Origin of the sequence: Enterobacter cloacae complex sp. P38RS (genome assembly GCF_014930775.1) — a bacterium.
GTDB lineage: Bacteria > Pseudomonadota > Gammaproteobacteria > Enterobacterales > Enterobacteriaceae > Enterobacter > Enterobacter bugandensis.
The window spans coordinates 1-18,016 of sequence record NZ_JADBRS010000013.1 but is presented as its reverse complement, the minus strand read 5'-3'; the positions used below and the strand labels follow the sequence as shown (position 1 = coordinate 18,016).

Genomic DNA, 18,016 nt, shown 5'->3' with positions numbered 1-18,016 from the left:
GCGCTATTAAGAGAGACTTACAAATGGATTAAGGAAAATCCGATTACCAGTCCGCATAAGGAATAAGCGGCTGCGGCGGTAAGTCCATATCGCCCTGCCAGCCTGCAGCAGAGTAGCGCACATAAATTAGCGCATGGCTTGGGGTGTAATCTTTCGCTTCCTGAATATCCACGCCCATGCCCACAAACCAGTTGGAGGTGACCCGGCGTTCGATAATTGCCCGCGCGGTATAACCCGTCCCGGAGGAGGAGCTGCCGGTTTCCATCGCGCCACGGTCGGTATAGCGGCCTGGCTCATCGGTCGGGATCAGGCTCTGGATCGGGTAACGCAGCTCGTCTTTGGTTTTGGAGTGGGACCAGGACACCGAGCCACCCAGCTCCCAGGACCAGTTTTCCGTACGCTTACGCCAGGTCACCGGCAGCGCGAAGGAGACATACTCCTGCGGGCTGTAGTAGCCGCCCTGACCGAGGGAATAGCCGCTCAGATCCTTATCGTAGTGCCAGAGCATATTGGAGACACCGACCGTCAGGCGCTCGTTGTTTTTATTAATGAGCTTGTAGTAATAACCCGTCATCCAGCGGACGCGCCAGTTATCTTCCACATTTTTACCGGTCAGCGTTTCCGCGTTCAGGCTTGACCAGACGCCGTTCGCCTCGCCTTTGTCATAGCTGATGCTTACCCCGCCGCCCGTCGCGCGCACGCCGCCCCAGGTGGTGCCGGTATTGGTATCTTTTTGCCCGGCGAACGCCAGCAGAGAGCTGGAGATAGGCCGACGATGGGCGTTGACGGTGTAGCCGATGGGGCCTAAATCGCTGCTGTAGCTGATACCGCCCACCACGTCGACGACGTCAAAGCCCATTGGCGTGGTACCAATATCCATCGCCCAGGTTTTATTCTGCCAGCCAACGGCGACGCTGGCGCCGCTGTCGCTCTGGCTGGTGTTGCCGCTACACGGCGTGTCGTAGCAGGTCCCCCATTTAGGGTCGTAGGTTCCGTTATTGTTATCAAAGGTGCCGGCGTCCATGTTGACCAGATCGCTTCTGAAGAACATGCGCCCGTCAGAGAGCGGGGCGTCCACCTGGAGCATGGTGGTATGCGCTTTCAGGTCGGAATAGCCGCCCGTGCCGCTGGAGCCCCAGTAGTCGTGCTGCAGCGTGACGTTAATATCCTGCTGACGGTACAAATCACCGGCGTCACTGCGCACGCCGCGCTTCAGCCAGTCATCTTTTTCATCGTTACGCGTCAGACGGGTGAAACTGTCATTGTCCACCGGACGCGTCGTGGTGATGCCGGACGACACCATCGCATCTTTATACGTCTCCAGCGCCTGCTGCGGCTGGCCGTTTTGCGTCTGGAAGCGGGCAGCATCACGCAGCACCAGCGCGCTTTCCATGGAGGCGGGCTGCGATTTAGCCTGCGGAATGATTTTGCTGAAGGTCTGTTCTGCGGCAGCGGAATCGCCCAGACCTGCCTGCGCCATCGCGATCCGGCGCTGCATATTGAGCGACAGCGGCTGGCCGTTTTGCGCGGCGGGCAGTTTCGCGAGCTCCGCACGGGCGGCATCTTTGTTACCTTCCGCGCTGTAAATTTCGGTCAGACCGAGGATCGCGTCTTCGTTCTGCGGCTCACGCTGCAGGACGGCGCTGTACGTCGTTTTCGCCGCGTTCAGATCGCCACGCTGCTGCGCCCAGTCCGCCAGCGTCAGGTCGATGCGGGTGGAGGCAGGCTGCTGACGCAGAAGATTTTCCGCCTCCTGCTCTTTGCCGCTGTCGCGCAGGCGGTTGGCGGTTTCCAGCACCTGATTGCTTTGCAGACGGTCGGCAAGTTCCTGAATGTTGCCGTTCCACTGGCTGCGCGGCAGGGTATTCAGATGCGCCAGCGCGGCCCGGTCCTGATCGTTTCCGGACAGGTAGAGCCCGTTGGCATACACCTGCTCCGGGTCAGACGGTTTCTGGCTGGCAAGCTGGCGCATCAGGGTATCCGCCTGGCTGCGCTGGCCCGCGCTGTAGAGATCGCGCGAGAGACGATACGTTATCCAGACGTCACCGGGCGAGAGTGCCAGACGGCGACGCTGAATTTCTGCCGCCTGAGCGTATTTCCCCTGACTCTCCAGCTGTTCTGCCTGGGCGGAAAGCTGCTCGTTAGTCAGGCTACGCTCAATATCATCAATACTCCTGCGCTGGCTGGCAGAGAGCGACTGGATAAACTGCGAGGCTTTCTCCGGGGACTGCACGCGGTAAACATTGGCAAGGCCGCGAACCGCATTGCTGTTGCCGCTGTCCATACGTAACGCCTGGCGGTAATAACGCTCCGCCGCGTCGTTATCTTTACGCGCGGCGGCAGCATCTCCCAGCCCCAGCACCGCATAGCTGTCGGTATTGTCGACGTTGCGCGCCTGCTGATAGTAACGCTCCGCCTGCGCCGGGTTATTCGCCTTCAGCGCCGCATCCCCCTGCTGGATCAGCAGCCAGTAGCGGTTAACCTTCAGCAAGCTGTCCCATTTACCGCGGTTATCGCTCTGCGGATCGAGGGCAATCGCCTTTTCAAACTGTGCCACCGCGCGGGCGCGGTCGCCTTTCTGGGAATAGGCCTGCCCCAGAGCCCCCACCGCTTCACTGTCGGCATGGTTGGCGCTGACGGCTTTTTGCAGCTCCGCCACCGCCTTACTCCCCTGCCCGGCATCCACTGCCGCCAGCCCTTCCGCTTTCGCGCGGAACGCCGGGTCAGCGAGCTGCTTTTGCTGTGCCTCAAGCTGGGCGCGCGCCGCCGCGACGCTATCGCCGTCGCTGAAGACGGTCAGGTATTTTTGCAGCGCGGTGACGCTGGCGCTGCTGGCTGGCTGGTCTTTGATCTGCTCATACCACATGTCAGAGGCCTGGCCGCGGCCGCCGGTGGATTTAGCCATCTCCTGCAGCACCGCAAAGCCTTCATCACGGCGTCCGCTCTGGAACAGAAGCTGGGCCAGCGTCGTCTGGAGCTGCGTATTCCCAGGGCTGCTGCTGTTTATTTTTTTCAGCTGGTTAATGGCCGCATTGCGACGGGCAGGATCTTTCGCCACCACATTCCAGTATTCCGTCGCCACGTCGCCGCCCGGCGGGTTGCCGCCAAAGAGCTTGTCATAGGCGGCAATCGCCTCCTGCGTGTGCCCTGTCGTAGCGAGTAAGCGCGCCTGCTGAAGCTGCTGGCGGCCATCCGGGGTGGAAAGCAGCATGGTATTGCGTGAGGACTGGTACGCGCCGGAGTCAGGGGCGATCCCCTTCAGGCGGTCCAGCTCTTTTTGCGCTCCGGCGTTATCGCCCTGGCGCAGCAGGTAGCGAAAGCGGGCGGCAATGACGTCAGGGTTGTTCGGATCGATCAGCTCAAGACGGTAGAGCGACTGACGAACCAAATCCTCGCGATGGGTCGATTCGCCCAGCCGAACCTGCTCCAGCAGCTGTTTCTGCTGCGGAGAGTTAACGGCCTGCGCCAGCGGCATCAGTGCCAGCCCAAGCGATAGAGTGAGTAGATTTACTGTGAACTTGCGCATTCCTGGCCCCAATCCGGTATTAATTCACCCTTAGCGGTGAAGCGAAAACGATGCTGATCCCATCCCTGACCAAAAAGAGTCAATACATAGCTGTAGTAGGCATTGTTATCGGGAAAATGATCTGCCACGCGCTGGCGCTGAACCGCCTGGGCATCGCGCTGCTGTAAAAACGGCAGCATCGCGGCAGAGAACCCGACCGGGCCATTGCCGTTGTGTTTACCCGTCGCCACATCCACTTTCTCCGGCGGCACGCCCTGTTTGATTGTCTTTGCCGCCATCGGCTGGAAGCGCGTCAGCAGCCGGGCTTTTTGAGGATCTTTATCGCTCATCATGCCCACCCAAAGATAGACACGGATGGCGTCATAGCCCCCTTCCAGCGTTTTATCCTGCTGTAGCTGCCAGCCTTTGTTTTTCTGATACTGCACCCAGTTCGGCGAGAATCCCTTCGGCGCGCTTTCCAGCAGCAGCCGCAGATTGGTTTCACGCAGCGTGGTCCACGGGGCACCGTAGCGGGTGAAATAGCTCGCTAACTGTGGAGGAAGGTAGCTGGGGTTAAAGCGCCAGGCGTTTTCTTCGGCAAAACCGACTTTACCGGGAAGCAGCATTGAGCCGAGCCCCGGCACTTTCACCACTTCCTCGCTGGCAATGCGTTTTAGCAGTGCCTTGCCCGTTTGGGTATAGTCCGGGTCTTTCCATAACCGGCCCGCTTCGAGCAGCGACCAGGCAATCCAGACATCGGCATCTGAGGCGGAGTTGGTGTCAATCACCCCCCAGTTTTCTTTGTCTTTCTGTCCCCAGAGCCAGGCGGGTAGACGATCGTTGAGATTGCCGCTGGCGAGGTTATCGCGCGTCCACGTCAGCAGCTGGTCAAACGCCTTGCGATCGTTAGCGGCCAGGGCAAAGAACAACGCATAGCTTTGCCCTTCCGACGTTGTAATTTTGCGCGTGTCGCTCGGATCGATGACGCGCCCGCCCTCGCTGATGTAATCCTTTTTAAACTGCTCCCAGGCAGGCCAGGTACAGGCGGCGCGAAGAGGGATCGCCGCCAGCATCAACGCTGCGACTACACACCAGCGAAAGGCTTTCATCACGTCTTACTCATCCGGGTTAAGGCGACGACGGCTGATGATGCGCAGCAGACGCCACAGCACCCATGCCAGCAAGACCACGCTGACCGCAGCCAGGATGGCGAGCAGAACCGGATGGTTCGACAGCGCATACCACAGGCGCTCGAACCACGGCAGATGGCCGACGTAATACACATCACCCACGCGCAGGCTGTTAACGCCGGACTCGCGGATCACCGACACAGAACCAAACATCGCGGCACGTTTGCCGCTGTCGTTCATCGCGGTATTCAGCAGTTCATAGCCACGCGGGCTGTCCGCCAGCAGGGCTATCACGCTACGCTGATCGTTGTAAGGAGACTGGAAGCCCACCACCGCAGCCATCGCCCCCTGAGAGGTTACGGCCGTCTGCGCGCTGGCCTTACGGTCGTTCACGTCCGGCATAATGCTTGGGAACTCGGTCTGGCGAAGCGGCGTGTTAACCCACGACTCGGTGGCTTTCACCAGCAGGTCGATACGTTTTTCATCCTTCAGCTTGTCCGGGATGGTGCCGATCACCATGATATCCGCATCTTTGTTCTGGATCTGACTGCCATCGTCCGTCAACGTGACGTTAACTGCCGGTAATCCGGTTTGCGCGCCTACGGTTGCCATGGTGTCGAGCAGGGTCGTCACCTGACCTTCGTTTGGCGCTTTTGGCATCACCACAATGGATTCAGAGAGATCGGCCATGCGGCTGAACGGGAAACCCGCGTTAGCAAAGGCACGCAGATCCGGCATCGCCAGGAAATGGTAGTACTTCGAGAAGTCGATGGTCGACTCATCGCCGATCACAACGTGGTTTTGTACCGGCTGGAAGGTGATGCAGTTATCCACCGAACCGCCAGGCATCGGGTTCATGTACTGGAAATCAAAACGCAGCTGGTTGATCGCGCCAAGCTTCAGCGCCGGAATAGAGACGTCCGTTTTACCGTCCAGCAGTCCCTGCAGCACCGGCAGGCGGAGCATCAGACGGTTAGTGTCCTGGGTACTTTGCAGGCTGAACGATTGCAGGAACTGGTTGTTCAGGCTGATATCCATGCGCGAGCTGTCTTTCGTCGCCGGCGCGGTATAGCGGTAGTTGAGATTGATATCAATGCCGTTGGTGCGCAGCAGATACAGATCCGGCGGCAGGTTCAGCGACAGGCTGATCGGCGATGGCTCAAGGCCGGAGGCCTGCAGCTGCTCTTCATAGGTTTTCAGTTCACCAAACGTCACGGCGCGGTCGGTACGCACCCAGTTTGGCGCGTCATAAGGTTTACGCGCCAGCAGCGGCTTAACTTCGTCCACCACCACGCTGTTGCCGCGGAAAAGGACGTTGCCCTGAGCAATCGCCTTCGCGGCCTGGACCAGATCTTTATCATCACGACCAAAGACCACCAGCAGCTTCACGTACGGGTTATCCGGGTGGCTTACCATCTCAATGGTTGGCGCTTTGACTTCCGGGTGGTCGCGCAGGAAGCCCGGACGCTTCGCGTTGGTTGCAAAGACAATCGCGTTCCTGTCCGGCATTTTGTCATACATCACCGGGAAGTTCTGACCGCGCCAGCCGGAGCGGGAGCCAAACCAGGAGGCCACAATGGTCGCCGCCAGCTGCTCGGTCACGTCAGGGGACGATGCAAACACCATCGGCAGCGTGAGTGGACGGTTATCACGCGGGTCGAAGAACGGAACCGGGAACGCCGACAGATCGTTTTTCAGCGCCAGCGGCTGGTAGGTCATCTGCAGCGAGGAGTTACGCCCGACGTCCAGCCACAGCGTGTTGCTGGCGGGGTTTTCGCAGACATCGCGGTAGTGACCAACAAACTCCAGACGGATACGGTTAAAGTCGGTGATGAACAGCGGGTTAATCGGCACCTGCGCCTGTGTTTTCTTACCCAGCTGCTCTTTGGTCACCGGCAGAACGTCCATCAGTTCATCGTTCAGGTAGACCTTCAGCTGAGACTGCGTCGGCAGCAGTGATGGCGACGGGGTGTATTCAAGGTTCAGTACCGCATTTGAAACAACCTCATCGCTGCGCATACCAAATTCAATGCTGCCGTTAGGGTTGACGCCGCGCAGCACCATGCTGCCCGGCGGCGGCGCGATTTGCGCGAAGGTCAGCTTCACGTCCCGCGACGGCACATTATCCGCGACAACGGGCGCGTTAGCCCCCCGCACGCCCGGCATCACCTGCCCGATGACCGGATTCTCGACCGGCAGGGTGTTCCCCTCCGTTGGCTGGTTCGGAATGATGTTTTCTGTTTGACCGGGTGCCGCCGTAACAACCGGATCGGTTGCCTGCGCGACGACAGGGACCGTCGGCGCAGGCGTCGCCGCTGCGTTACCGGGTGCTGCGTTAGCCATTGTTGCGGGAAGTGCACTCACTCCCATTGCCACTGCACATAACCAGGAAAGTTTTGTTTTCATCGCGTTATCATCATTGTTGAGCCATAACCGGGTCCGCCTGCTTCGTCTCATCCCGCTCGGGACGACGAGGAATGAACGACACGACCCAGGAAACCAGCGAAGTAAGTGACCGGAAAATTAATTTCACCGACGACGGGGCAAATTCTGCAAGGTGACGATAGCCACGGAACCCCAGCTTCAGAATATCCAGCAGGCTTTCCAGTGGTTTATCTTCCGGGAAGCTGTCCTGCCAGAGAGCCCATGTATCCGCACGGGCAAACGTACACTGCACAAAATCAATGTGTTGCTTTTTGGTCAACGGCATCAGCTGCAGACCCACTTCACTGCCTGCCACACGCACAACCTGCGTCGGGAAGACATACTCCTGCTGACCGCGCTTAAGCAGCAGGTTAACCTTCTGCCCTTCCAGCACTTTCGCCTGGCCGTTGATTTTGATCCCCAGGCCACCGTCAGAGAAGTCGTGCACCGTACAGGAGAAGAGGTGACCATCTTCACGGGCGATCGCCGCAGGCATGCAGATTTCAACGCGATGCGCGCGACGAACCTGTTTACTCTCTACCGACACCGCCACCGCGCCGCCGAGGATAATCAGGTTGTAGAACACCCAGGCCATACTTACAAAGACGGTCAGGATTTCGTTTTCCGGGCCGTAGAAGTAGCGCCAGATACCGGCGATCACGCCGACAATATTCAGCAGCACGAGGAAGATATACGGGCGGGAGATCACCCAGTCGACGTACTCTTCTTCCACCAGACCGCCCTTCGCGGTGACGTTGAATTTCCCTTTGTGCGGGTTAATCAGCGCGACCATCGTCGGCGGCGCGATGTACCACGCCAGCACCGTTTCGTAGATTTCACTCCAGAAGGAGTGCCGGTATTTGCCCTGAATCTTCGAGTTCGTCAGGCTCGCGTGGATCATGTGCGGCAGAACGAACAGCGCAATCATCAGCGCGGGGGCGTAAATGATATAGGCGTGAAGGAGCAGGAACGCCAGCGGCGCGGTCAGGAAGATCAGCCGCGGGATGCCGGACAAGAAGTGGAACATGGCGTTGACGTAGCAGAGACGTTGCGCCAGCTTGAGCCCTTTGCCTATCAGCGGGTTATCGAGGCGGAAAATCTGCACCATGCCGCGCGCCCAGCGAATACGCTGACCGATGTGCGCGGAGAGTGATTCCGTCGCCAGACCGGCGGCCTGAGGGATACGCATATAGGCAGAGGTATAGCCCCGACGGTGCAGGCGCAGCGAGGTATGCGCATCTTCCGTTACCGTTTCAACGGCAATTCCGCCGATTTCATCCAGCGGCTTACGGCGGATAACCGCGCAGGAGCCGCAGAAGAAGGTGGCATCCCACATGTCGTTCCCGTCCTGCACCAGCCCATAGAACAGCGTGCCTTCGTTCGGGGTTTTGCGGAAGCGGCCAAGGTTACGTTCAAACGGGTCCGGCGAGAAGAAGTGGTGCGGCGTCTGCATCATCGCCAGCTCTTTCTCTTTCAGGAACCAGCCCATGGTCATCTGCAGGAACGAGCGCGTCGGCACGTGGTCACAGTCAAAAATCGAGACGAACTCCCCGGAGGCATACTTCAGGGCGTTGTTGATATTCCCGGCCTTCGCGTGCTCGTGAGTCGGGCGGGCGATGTACTCAACGCCGACCTCTTCCGCAAACTGGCGAAACGCCGGACGGTTGCCGTCATCCAGGATCCAGACTTTGAGCTTATCTTTCGGCCAGTCGATGCCCAGCGCGGCATAGATGGTGTTTTTCACCACGCTCAGGTCTTCGTTGTAGGTCGGCACGAAGAGATCGACGGTCGGCCACTGCGTGGTGTCTTTAGGCAGCGGAACCGGCTGGCGGTTGAGCGGCCAGATCACCTGGAAATAGCCTAGCACCAGCACAATCCACGCGTAGGTCTCAGCAAACAGCAGCACCAGACCGCACACCAGGCTGACCGGGTCGTCCCAGTTCAGCGTTGAGGTGTAACGCCACCAGATGTAGCGGCAGGAAACCGTCAGCGACAGCACAATCAGCATCAGCGCCGAGAAACGGCCCGGAATACGACGAACCAGCAACGCAACGCCCCACAGCAGGATCAGGAAGATGAACTGCGCCAGGGGGTTGAAAGGTTGCGTAATACAAACCAGCGCCAGAATGAGCGAGAACACGACAATCACGCCGAGAATAAAACGCCGCAAGCCTGGTTGGAGATGCCCAAGCTCTTTATGGTTATCCAGATGGCTGGTCTTATCGCTGACGCTAGCGGGCAGTTTATCCAGCCACTGGTGATAGCGTTCACGTAACTGCTGTACGCGGGAATAGCTGCGCCAGTGCGGCGTTATTTTCTCCGTTCGGGATGACGATATTGCCAGCCAGACGGCCTGAATAAGATAGCGCGCCGGGTCCAAAGGCCGTGGTCGGTCGGGGTTAATGTGTGGGTATAATTCGCCGTGACGCGCACGGATGCGCTGCCAGCGCGGGTGCTCGAGTGGAATGAACGTCCAGGCCAGAATCAGCCAGAAACAGCCGAGCGCGGCGCTGAATGCCAGAGCACCATGCCGGCGAAAGTGCCGGTAATGATCGCTCAAACGCGAACTGACCGGCGGGATGAGAAGCCAGCTGGCGAGTCGACTCATACCGAACTCCCGGCAGGCTCCGCCTTGCTGGCGAAGTTCAGCAGACACCAGTTCGCCAGCGTCAGGATCTCTTCTGCTGCCAACGAGTCGCTGCGGTATTCGCCCAGCGGCTGCTTGGAGGCGAGGCATTCCGCCATCCCCTCATCCCGATGAATCACAATGGGAAGCAGGCGGCGCTGGCTTTGCAGCCACACCTGATAGAGATCGTCCTGGATTTGGCTACCGATACGTAAATCGTTAATCAGAAGGTGCGCGTTCTGAGGCAGCCCCTGCTGATGCAGGCGAATATGGCAGTTCGCATCGACGTTCACCACGGAAAGTACATGATCGCACTGGGCGATGAGCTGCCGGGTCAGCGTCCCGGCGCCGTGCGGCAGATCCAGCAGGATCCACTGGTAGTACCCCTTTTCTTTCAGGCTCTGCAGCGCAAGCGTGAACTGCGAAAACAGACGCTGATAGGCGGCTTCATTCTCGCGTTCTGTGGTGGTCAGTTGGCCAAAAGGCAGTAAATCCAGCTGGGAGGTATAGCGTAGCCCCGCATCCCGCCAGTCTTTGTCATCAAGCAGCGCGCGGGCCCAGCCCTCTTCGCGAGTGAAATCGACGTTGAACGACATACGCAGCAAATTATCGGCGCAGGCGTCAATCACAAGCACCGATTCACCTAAAAGCTGTAATGACCACGCCAGCGCCGCGGTAACAGATGTGGTACCCACACCGCCACGGACGCCCTGTAATCCGAGTATGGCCATCAATGGCTCCCTTAATGTTGATGGGCGAATTCAGCTAATAACGGCCAGCGTTTAATAGCAGCAGCCAACTGTTCCCGCTGGGAAATATCGGTGTAATCTATTTCAGGTAGAGAAAAGGCCTGCGCCAGCGCCAGAAAATCGTTTTGGAATGTGTAACCCAGAGTCGAGTCGACTGGGGTTGCAGGTTCGTTATTATCCATTCTTATTCCATCCCTTTGAGGAAAATCGCACGCTCGGAAGTTGCGGGGCATCCTGCCCTGACAAATTTCATTTACATGCTAAATCTGATGTTCTTTAATTTCAATGTTAGGTTTATTTCTACGCTTTCGCTAGTAAACTGAGATACAGGCAAATTAGACGAAAAGAGGGACATCGTGGACTCCATATTTTCTATTGGCATCCAGTCATTATGGGACGAATTGAGCCACATGCCAGTCGGTGGAGTCTGGTGGATTAATACGGATCGTAATGAAGACGCTATCAGCCTGGTAAACCAGACAATTGCCGCTCAGGATAAGGATTCCCGCGTGGCCGTCATTAGCATGGGCGAAGAGCCGAAGAAAATAATTACGCTGGAAAGCGACAGCGGCCCCCAGAAAGTACGTTTGTTTTCTATGTCAGCGGAAGCGGATAGTCTATACTTTTTGTCCCGCGACGTTCAGTGCTCTATAGATCCGGATCACTATTTAGTGATTCTTAAATGTGCAAATAACATACTGCAAAATATTCCTGCGGAAAAACTGCTGTCGTGGCTGGAAAAAATCAATAAATGGGCAAAGTTTCAAAATTGCACGCTATTGGTCGTCAACCCCGGCAGTAATAACGACAAGCTGTTCTCACTTTTGATGGGCGAATATCGCTCCCTGTTCGGGCTGGCAAGTCTTCGTGACCAGGCAGGCAGCTATCTCTACGATATTGCCTTCTGGTGCAATGAAAAGGGCGTGAGCGCCAGGCAACAGCTGACTCTTAAACATATTGAGGGGAAATGGCACCTGGCACAGCAGGAAGAAACCGTGGTGCAGCCGCGCAGCGATGAAAAGCGCATCCTGAGCCATATTGCGGTTTTAGAGGGCGCGCCCGCGCTTTCGGAAAACTGGTCACTGTTTGAGTCTAACGAAGCGCTTTTTCATGAAGCCCGCACCACCCAGGCAGCCACCCTCGTTTTCTCGTTGATGCAGAATAATCAGATTGAAACGCTGGCGAGACAAATTCACACCCTGCGCCGCCAGCGCGGCAGCGCGTTAAAAATTGTGGTACGCGAAAATAATACCAGCCTGCGCGCTACCGATGAGCGTCTGCTTCTGGGCTGCGGGGCAAATATGGTTATCCCCTGGAATGCGCCACTGTCACGCTGCCTGACGCTTATTGAAAGCGTTCAGGGTCAGCAGTTCAGTCGCCATGTACCGGAAGATATCTCCACGCTGCTCTCCATGACCCAGCCGATGAAGCTGCGTGGCTACCAGAAATGGGATACGTTCTGCGATGCCGTCGGCAACATGATGAGCAACACGTTACTTCCGGCGGACGGGAAAGGGGTTATGGTTGCCCTGCGGCCGGTCCCGGGCATTCGCGTTGAGCAGGCGCTCACCCTGTGTCGCCCGAACCGTACAGGGGACATCATGACCATTGGCGACAATCGCCTGGTGCTGTTTTTGTCGTTTTGCCGGGTCAACGATCTTGATACCGCGCTTAACCACATCTTCCCCCTGCCTACCGGGGATATTTTCTCGAACCGTATGATTTGGTTCGAAGATAATGCTATCAGCGCAGAGCTGGTGCAAATGCGCGCTCTCCAGCCTGAACAATGGGTTAAACCGCTCGCAATCACGAGCGATGTAAAACCGCTCCTCAATGCCAGACATGACGGACATGTCTGGCGTCGGGTTCCGGAACCCCTTCGCTTATTAACTGAGAACGGGGAGAACGCACCATCATGAATATCAGCGATATCATCCAACTGGTCGTATTCTGCGCGCTGATCTTTTTCCCGCTTGGCTACTATGCACGCCATTCCATACGCCGTATCCGTGATACGGCCAGAGTGATGTTTGTAAAACCTCGCTATGTAAAACCAGCCGGAACACTGACACGGGCATCACACGTCAAGGCAGACCGTAAACATGACTAATTCTTCCTATACCGCTTCGTCACCCTCGCCGCTCTGGCAATACTGGCGCGGCCTTTCCGGCTGGAACTTCTACTTTCTGGTGAAGTTTGGCCTGCTTTGGGCAGGTTATCTGAATTTCCATCCCCTGCTTAACCTGGTGTTTATGGCCTTCCTGCTGATGCCTCTGCCGAACATCAGGCTGCATCGTTTACGCCATTGGGTGGCCATCCCCATCGGCTTTGCGCTGTTCTGGCACGATACCTGGCTGCCTGGTCCGGAAAGCATAATGAGCCAGGGATCGCAGGTCGCGGGCTTCAGCGCAGACTATATGCTTGACCTGGTTGAGCGTTTCATTAACTGGCAGATGATTGGCGCCGTCTTTGTCCTGCTGGTTGCCTGGCTGTTCCTGTCTCAGTGGATCCGCGTTACGGTGTTTGTCGTCGCCATTATGATCTGGCTTAACGTGCTGACGCTGGCGGGGCCAAGCTTTTCCCTGTGGCCTGCCGGCCAGCCGACGACAACGGTGACCACGACGGGAGGAAGCGCAGCGGCTACCGTTACAACGGCAGGCGATACGCCGGTGGTGGGCGATATTCCAACGCAGACCGCACCGCCGACCTCCACCAATCTTAATGCCTGGCTCTCCAGCTTCTATACCGCTGAAGATAAGCGACAGACGAAATTCCCGGATGCGCTGCCAGCCGATGCGCAGCCGTTTGAGCTGCTGGTGATTAACATCTGTTCCCTCTCCTGGGCCGACGTGGATGCCGCCGGTTTGATGTCTCACCCGCTGTGGTCCCACTTTGACATCCAGTTTAAAGATTTTAACTCTGCCACCTCATACAGCGGCCCGGCGGCAATCCGCCTGCTGCGAGCAAGCTGCGGTCAGGCATCGCATAAAAACCTGTATCAGCCCGCTGGCAACCAGTGTTATTTGTTCGATAATCTCGCGAAGCTGGGCTTTACGCAGCACCTGATGCTGGGGCATAACGGTCAGTTCGGTAACTTCCTGAAAGAGGTACGTGAACAGGGTGGCATGCAGGCGCCACTGATGGATCAAACCGGTCTTCCCGTTACGCTGCTGGGCTTCGATGGCTCGCCGGTTTATGACGATACCGCCGTGCTGCAGCGCTGGCTGCAGACCATCGAAAAAGACAGTAATCCGCGCAGTGCAACGTTCTATAACACCCTGCCGCTTCACGACGGTAACCACTTCCCGGGGGTGAGTAAAACGGCGGATTACAAAGTGCGGGCGCAGAAATTCTTCGACGAGCTGGACGCGTTCTTCACGGAGCTGGAAAAATCTGGCCGTAAAGTGATGGTGGTCGTGGTACCTGAGCACGGTGGCGCGCTGAAAGGCGACAGAATGCAGGTATCCGGTCTGCGCGATATCCCAAGCCCGTCCATTACCAACGTGCCTGCAGGCATTAAATTCTTTGGTATGAAGGCACCGCACCAGGGCGCACCAATTGAGATTACCCAGCCAAGCAGCTATCTGGCGATTTCAGAACTGGTTGCCCGCGCCGTTGACGGGAAGCTGTTTGTGGAAGATAGCGTGAACTGGGATCAGCTCACCAGCAACCTGCCGCAAACGGCAGAAGTCTCCGAGAACGCCAACGCGGTGGTGATTCAGTATCAGAACAAACCGTACGTTCGCCTGAACGGCGGGGACTGGGTACCGTATCCGCAGTAACTGATTTCCCCCTCTTCCCACAGGGGAGAGGGGATAGTCAGTGCGTCATTATTGCGCTGAAATCCACACCTGCATTTTCAGACTTGCCGAATCGTCGTCGTCTTTAGAGGTGATTTCGGGCTCTACGGAAGGCTGCCCCATCGTTAAATGCCAGGGTAGCGCAGACGGATTTTCGCATCGTTTACTCCATCCGGTTATTCGGCGCTTCGCAGGGAAATCTCACCGCCCACCCAGGGCTTGATCGCGCCATCCTGCTCCAGAAGCAGCGCGCCCTGTGCGTCAATACCGCGGGAAATGCCGTAAATCTCTTTATCACCAATCAGCAGCTTCACCGGACGGTTGATGAAGTTATCCAGCTTTTCCCAACGAGACAAGAACGGTGCCAGGCCTTCCTGTTCAAAAAGCGTGAGTGAACTGCGCAGCTCTTTAATCATGCGCACGGCAAGGGTGTTACGATCGATGACAATCCCCGCCTCCTGAAGATTGGTCCAGGCCTGATTCACCACGTCATCCTGGACAGTACGCATCACCATATTGAGGCCCGCGCCAATAACAATTTGCGCCGCATCACCGGTTTTACCCGTCAGTTCGACCAGAATACCGGCAAGTTTACGATCGTTAAGGTACAGATCGTTTGGCCACTTAACGCGGACCCGATCGGCACCCAGATCGTGCAGCACTTCCGCCATGACGATACCAATGACCAGACTCAGGCCAATGGCTGCGGCAGGCCCCTGCTCCAGACGCCAGTACATGGACAGATAGAGATTGGCGCCAAATGGCGAGAACCATTTGCGACCGCGACGGCCACGACCGGCCTGCTGGTATTCAGCAACACAGGCATCGCCGGACGAGAGTTCGCTCAGCCGATCCATAAGGTACTGGTTCGTCGAATCAATCACCGGCAGCACCGCAACGTTGCCGTGTCCAAGCTGGCTGCGGATGACGTCTTCATTCAGCAATTGAATTGGCTCCGGCAGGCTGTAGCCTTTTCCCGGCACCGTGAACACATCGACGCCCCAGTCGCGAAGCGTCTGGATATGCTTGTTAATGCCGGCACGGCTCATGCCCAGCTGCTCGCCCAGCTGTTCGCCAGAGTGAAACTCCCCGTCAGCAAGGATGCTAATCAGGGTTAACGGAATGGTATTGTCCTTCACGCAATGGTCTCCACGGCATTCACTTCACCTGTGCGGCCAATGAAGCGGACTTCTGGCTCCAGCCAGACGCTAAACTTTTCGCCCACACGTTGACGAACATAATGCGCCAGCTGGACAACATCATCGCTGGTCGCATCGCATTGATTAATCAGTACCAGAGCCTGCTGCTGGTGAACGGCAGCGCCACCTACGGACGTGCCTTTTAACTGGCATTGATCGATCAGCCAGCCAGCGGCCAGCTTCACGCTGCCATCTGCCTGAGGATAATGTGGCGCAGTGGGCCATCCTTCAAGAAAGGCTTTTGCATTTTCGCTGCTAATAACCGGATTTTTGAAGAAGCTTCCTGCATTTCCATTTACTTTCGGATCGGGAAGTTTGGTCATTCGCATATGGCAAACTGAGTCAAATACGTCGCGGGGAGTGACGGTTGCCGGATCGAGACGCGTTAAATCGCCATAGGTCAGCACCGGCTGCCAGTTCTTTGGCAGACGCAGGCCCACGGCGACAATCACGTAGCGATCCTGATATTCATGCTTGAAGATACTGTCACGATAGCCAAACCGACACTGTTCTGCCGTTAAGCGCTTAGCCGTTCCGGTCGCCAGTTCGATGCAGTCGACATATTCACAGACATGTTTCAGTTCGATGCCGTAGGCACCGATGTTTTGGATGGGTGACGATCCGGCGCAGCCTGGTATAAGCGCCAGGTTTTCCAGACCCGGCATCCCTTTTTCGAGGGTAAATTGCACCAGCTGATGCCAGTTTTCTCCGGCCCCCACGTGCAGATGCCAGCTATCGGCATGCTCTTCCACACCAATGCCCATGATGCGGTTAACGATCACCGTTCCCGCGAAATCGTCGAGAAACAGGACATTGCTTCCTTCGCCCAGAATCAGTACGGGTTCGTTATTTTCTGTTGCGCTTTGCCATGCATCCAGCAGCTGCTGTGCAGTATCGGCACGTACAATTTGATTAGCATTACGTTGAATGCCAAAGGTATTCCAGGGCTTAAGGGAGTGGTTCATAGACGCTATCCTGATGCAAAAACGCAGGTAGTTTACCGTATAAGCAGGGCGTTGGGGGATTAGTTTGTGCAGCGCAGAAACGCAAAAAGGCCATCCTTTCGGATGGCCTCTTCACTTATTTGATGCCTGGCAGTTCCCTACTCTCACATGGGGAGACCCCACACTACCATCGGCGCTACGGCGTTTCACTTCTGAGTTCGGCATGGGGTCAGGTGGGACCACCGCGCTAAAGCCGCCAGGCAAATTCTGTTAATCTGTATCAGGCTGAAAATCGTCTCTCTCACCGCCAAAACAGCTTCGGCGTTGTAAGGTTAAGCCTCACGGTTCATTAGTACCGGTTAGCTCAACGCATCGCTGCGCTTACACACCCGGCCTATCAACGTCGTCGTCTTCAACGTTCCTTCAGGAGACTTAAAGTCTCAGGGAGAACTCATCTCGGGGCAAGTTTCGTGCTTAGATGCTTTCAGCACTTATCTCTTCCGCATTTAGCTACCGGGCAGTGCCATTGGCATGACAACCCGAACACCAGTGATGCGTCCACTCCGGTCCTCTCGTACTAGGAGCAGCCCCCCTCAATTCTCCAGCGCCCACGGCAGATAGGGACCGAACTGTCTCACGACGTTCTAAACCCAGCTCGCGTACCACTTTAAATGGCGAACAGCCATACCCTTGGGACCTACTTCAGCCCCAGGATGTGATGAGCCGACATCGAGGTGCCAAACACCGCCGTCGATATGAACTCTTGGGCGGTATCAGCCTGTTATCCCCGGAGTACCTTTTATCCGTTGAGCGATGGCCCTTCCATTCAGAACCACCGGATCACTATGACCTGCTTTCGCACCTGCTCGAGCCGTCACTCTCGCAGTCAAGCTAGCTTATGCCATTGCACTAACCTCCTGATGTCCGACCAGGATTAGCTAACCTTCGTGCTCCTCCGTTACTCTTTGGGAGGAGACCGCCCCAGTCAAACTACCCACCAGACACTGTCCGCAACCCGGATCACGGGTCCACGTTAGAACACCAGCCATTAAAGGGTGGTATTTCAAGGACGGCTCCACGCAGACTGGCGTCCACGCTTCAAAGCCTCCCACCTATCCTACACATCAAGGACCAGTGTTCAGTGTCAAGCTATAGTAAAGGTTCACGGGGTCTTTCCGTCTTGCCGCGGGTACACTGCATCTTCACAGCGAGTTCAATTTCACTGAGTCTCGGGTGGAGACAGCCTGGCCATCATTACGCCATTCGTGCAGGTCGGAACTTACCCGACAAGGAATTTCGCTACCTTAGGACCGTTATAGTTACGGCCGCCGTTTACCGGGGCTTCGATCAAGAGCTTCGCGTTGCCGCTAACCCCATCAATTAACCTTCCGGCACCGGGCAGGCGTCACACCGTATACGTCCACTTTCGTGTTTGCACAGTGCTGTGTTTTTAATAAACAGTTGCAGCCAGCTGGTATCTTCGACTGATTTCAGCTCCGCCCGCAGGGGCTTCACCTACATATCAGCGTGCCTTCTCCCGAAGTTACGGCACCATTTTGCCTAGTTCCTTCACCCGAGTTCTCTCAAGCGCCTTGGTATTCTCTACCTGACCACCTGTGTCGGTTTGGGGTACGATTTG

At 56.8% G+C, this 18,016-nt stretch carries 11 protein-coding genes and 2 rRNA genes; 3 read left to right on the top strand and 10 right to left on the bottom strand.

Features of this window, described 5'->3' with window-relative positions; all coding sequences use genetic code 11:
* Positions 1–43: 43 nt before the first annotated feature.
* From bcsC to bcsR, 6 genes are read right to left on the bottom strand one after another with little or no spacing between them, the layout of a single operon-like run.
* A complete protein-coding gene (gene bcsC, locus IM303_RS15100) occupies positions 44–3,526 on the bottom strand; it encodes a cellulose synthase complex outer membrane protein BcsC (RefSeq protein WP_192987424.1) in 3,483 nt (1,160 codons plus the stop codon).
* Entirely contained in the window at positions 3,508–4,614 is a 1,107-nt protein-coding gene (gene bcsZ, locus IM303_RS15095; RefSeq protein ID WP_048960028.1) for a cellulose synthase complex periplasmic endoglucanase BcsZ, read from the bottom strand. The genes bcsC and bcsZ overlap by 19 nt, the downstream gene beginning before the upstream one ends.
* Before the next feature lie 6 nt (positions 4,615–4,620).
* Positions 4,621–7,041: a cellulose biosynthesis cyclic di-GMP-binding regulatory protein BcsB gene (gene bcsB, locus IM303_RS15090; RefSeq protein ID WP_032644933.1), complete on the bottom strand. Its 2,421-nt coding sequence runs from the start codon at positions 7,039–7,041 to the stop codon at positions 4,621–4,623.
* Positions 7,042–7,051: 10 nt separating this feature from the next.
* Entirely contained in the window at positions 7,052–9,667 is a 2,616-nt protein-coding gene (gene bcsA / locus IM303_RS15085; RefSeq protein WP_192971966.1) for a UDP-forming cellulose synthase catalytic subunit, read from the bottom strand.
* Positions 9,664–10,416: a cellulose biosynthesis protein BcsQ gene (bcsQ, locus tag IM303_RS15080; protein WP_049000465.1), complete on the bottom strand. Its 753-nt coding sequence runs from the start codon at positions 10,414–10,416 to the stop codon at positions 9,664–9,666. The genes bcsA and bcsQ overlap by 4 nt, the downstream gene beginning before the upstream one ends.
* Before the next feature lie 11 nt (positions 10,417–10,427).
* On the bottom strand, positions 10,428–10,616 hold the full coding sequence (gene bcsR, locus IM303_RS15075; protein ID WP_028014761.1) for a cellulose biosynthesis protein BcsR: 189 nt from the start codon (positions 10,614–10,616) through the stop codon (positions 10,428–10,430).
* A 174-nt stretch (positions 10,617–10,790) separates the two neighbouring features.
* Between bcsR and bcsE the strand changes: the two genes are divergently transcribed.
* The 3 genes from bcsE to bcsG are packed head-to-tail and all read left to right on the top strand — an operon-like array spanning position 10,791 to position 14,216.
* The gene (gene bcsE / locus IM303_RS15070; protein ID WP_048960024.1) at positions 10,791–12,353 is read left to right on the top strand and encodes a cellulose biosynthesis c-di-GMP-binding protein BcsE; all 1,563 of its coding nucleotides are present in this window, start codon (positions 10,791–10,793) and stop codon (positions 12,351–12,353) included.
* Positions 12,350–12,544, top strand: coding sequence for a cellulose biosynthesis protein BcsF (gene bcsF / locus IM303_RS15065; protein WP_072201618.1), 195 nt, complete (start codon positions 12,350–12,352; stop codon positions 12,542–12,544). Before bcsE ends, bcsF begins: the two co-directional genes overlap by 4 nt.
* Positions 12,537–14,216 carry a cellulose biosynthesis protein BcsG gene (gene bcsG, locus IM303_RS15060; RefSeq protein WP_028014764.1) on the top strand — a complete coding sequence of 560 codons (1,680 nt, stop codon included), beginning with the start codon at positions 12,537–12,539 and terminating at the stop codon, positions 14,214–14,216. The genes bcsF and bcsG overlap by 8 nt, the downstream gene beginning before the upstream one ends.
* A 194-nt stretch (positions 14,217–14,410) precedes the next feature.
* Here the strand turns inward: bcsG and birA are convergent, their stop codons facing one another.
* From birA to IM303_RS15040, 4 genes are all read right to left on the bottom strand, one after another.
* Positions 14,411–15,373: a bifunctional biotin--[acetyl-CoA-carboxylase] ligase/biotin operon repressor BirA gene (birA, locus tag IM303_RS15055; protein ID WP_047363553.1), complete on the bottom strand. Its 963-nt coding sequence runs from the start codon at positions 15,371–15,373 to the stop codon at positions 14,411–14,413.
* On the bottom strand, positions 15,370–16,398 hold the full coding sequence (gene murB, locus IM303_RS15050; protein ID WP_049000462.1) for a UDP-N-acetylmuramate dehydrogenase: 1,029 nt from the start codon (positions 16,396–16,398) through the stop codon (positions 15,370–15,372). The genes birA and murB overlap by 4 nt, the downstream gene beginning before the upstream one ends.
* A gap of 124 nt (positions 16,399–16,522) precedes the next feature.
* Positions 16,523–16,638, bottom strand: a 5S ribosomal RNA gene (rrf, locus tag IM303_RS15045).
* Between the two features lie 67 nt (positions 16,639–16,705).
* Positions 16,706–18,016 (bottom strand): 23S ribosomal RNA (locus IM303_RS15040); the annotation flags it as partial.

Bases quoted from the DNA above. Each gene is read 5' to 3' on its own strand.
- bcsB (WP_032644933.1), bottom strand. From the start codon at position 7,041: ATGAAAACAAAACTTTCCTGGTTATGTGCAGTGGCAATGGGAGTGAGT.
- bcsF (WP_072201618.1), top strand. From the start codon at position 12,350: ATGAATATCAGCGATATCATCCAACTGGTCGTATTCTGCGCGCTGATC.
- murB (WP_049000462.1), bottom strand. From the start codon at position 16,398: ATGAACCACTCCCTTAAGCCCTGGAATACCTTTGGCATTCAACGTAAT.
- bcsZ (WP_048960028.1), bottom strand. From the start codon at position 4,614: ATGAAAGCCTTTCGCTGGTGTGTAGTCGCAGCGTTGATGCTGGCGGCG.
- bcsR (WP_028014761.1), bottom strand. From the start codon at position 10,616: ATGGATAATAACGAACCTGCAACCCCAGTCGACTCGACTCTGGGTTAC.
- bcsA (WP_192971966.1), bottom strand. From the start codon at position 9,667: ATGAGTCGACTCGCCAGCTGGCTTCTCATCCCGCCGGTCAGTTCGCGT.
- bcsC (WP_192987424.1), bottom strand. From the start codon at position 3,526: ATGCGCAAGTTCACAGTAAATCTACTCACTCTATCGCTTGGGCTGGCA.
- bcsG (WP_028014764.1), top strand. From the start codon at position 12,537: ATGACTAATTCTTCCTATACCGCTTCGTCACCCTCGCCGCTCTGGCAA.
- bcsQ (WP_049000465.1), bottom strand. From the start codon at position 10,416: ATGGCCATACTCGGATTACAGGGCGTCCGTGGCGGTGTGGGTACCACA.